Annotated in this window: 1 protein-coding gene; it reads left to right on the top strand. The window is 58.7% G+C overall.

All coding sequences use genetic code 11. The annotated features are described in order from the left end of the window. Positions 1–542: 542 nt before the first annotated feature. Positions 543–1,103, top strand: a 561-nt coding sequence (locus tag M0D64_RS44810) for a reverse transcriptase domain-containing protein (protein WP_266262315.1), incomplete at its 3' end; no start/stop codon positions are given.

Below are 1,103 nucleotides of genomic sequence, written 5' to 3'. Positions count from 1 at the left end.
TTCGTTGGAGTCCAGAGGGTTCGACTCCCTCCCGGCAAAGGCTAACCACCAGCCGGAAGCAAGTCTTGCATGGGGGACGGTAACGTACTTCGTGAAGCGTAGACAGCGGGTGCTGAAGCCGCGTGATTGAGTCTCGAAATACCTTTGTCGCTGGTGTCTTCGCCTTTGTTATAGCGGGGGCAGTACTGTGCTGACCGTTACGGTGAGGTCAGTCGGGCCGGCCGGGATCTGAGAGCGGGGCAAAGGCATGGGATGGATTCCCCAGGAACCTGGGAGATCCTGCGTACGACCAGTTCAAGACGCCGAAGGCAACAGGCGATAAACGGGCCAGGTCCGGGCGGAAGTCTCCGCCGCACGGGAGCGAACCAGGAGACAAGGACTGGAGCGAAGAAGCGAATCCATAAGCGACTTCGTATTCGGCGCAGGAAGTCTTAGCGCCTTGATAGTACTGATGACGCCGGGGAACACTGCTCGGGTGGACCCGGTCGAGGAAAGCGAGGCGTCGTTGCAACAGAATCGCTCGTGAGAAACACGGAGGTGCCTTGAAACCTGAAAGCGTGTCAACGAAACAGGAGCGAATTGCCGAACTGGCGCGGATGAACCCGGCGATGGCATTCACCGCCCTGAATCAGTATCTCGACTATGAATGGCTGTACTACGCCTGGGCGCAAACGCGCAAGGATGGCGCAGTCGGTGTGGACGGTCAGACGGCGGAAGAGTATGCAGCCAACCTGGAGCAGAATCTCCTGAGCCTGATCGACCGCATCAAATCCGGTCGTTACCAGGCGCCGCCAGTGCGAAGGCACTATATCGCCAAGAGCGATGGCGGGCAGCGTGGCCTCGGCATACCGTGCTTCGAGGACAAGGTAGCGCAAAGGGCCGTCTCGATGCTGCTGGAGCCGATCTACGAGCAGGACTTTATGGACTGCTCATATGGGTTTCGGCCAAGGCGCAATGCACATCAGGCGGTGCAAGCCGTGCGTAACGGGATCATGAAACAGGGTGGGCGATGGGTGCTGGATGTTGATGTTCGGAAATACTTCGACAACATTCCATTTGCTGACCTGCGGTCCATCCTCGCCAGGCGAGTCACGGATGGTGTC

This window comes from Paraburkholderia sp. WS6 (assembly GCF_030464835.1).
Taxonomy (GTDB): domain Bacteria; phylum Pseudomonadota; class Gammaproteobacteria; order Burkholderiales; family Burkholderiaceae; genus Paraburkholderia; species Paraburkholderia madseniana.
The sequence above is the reverse complement of the archived record's forward strand: the minus strand, read 5'-3'. Positions and strand labels throughout refer to the sequence as shown.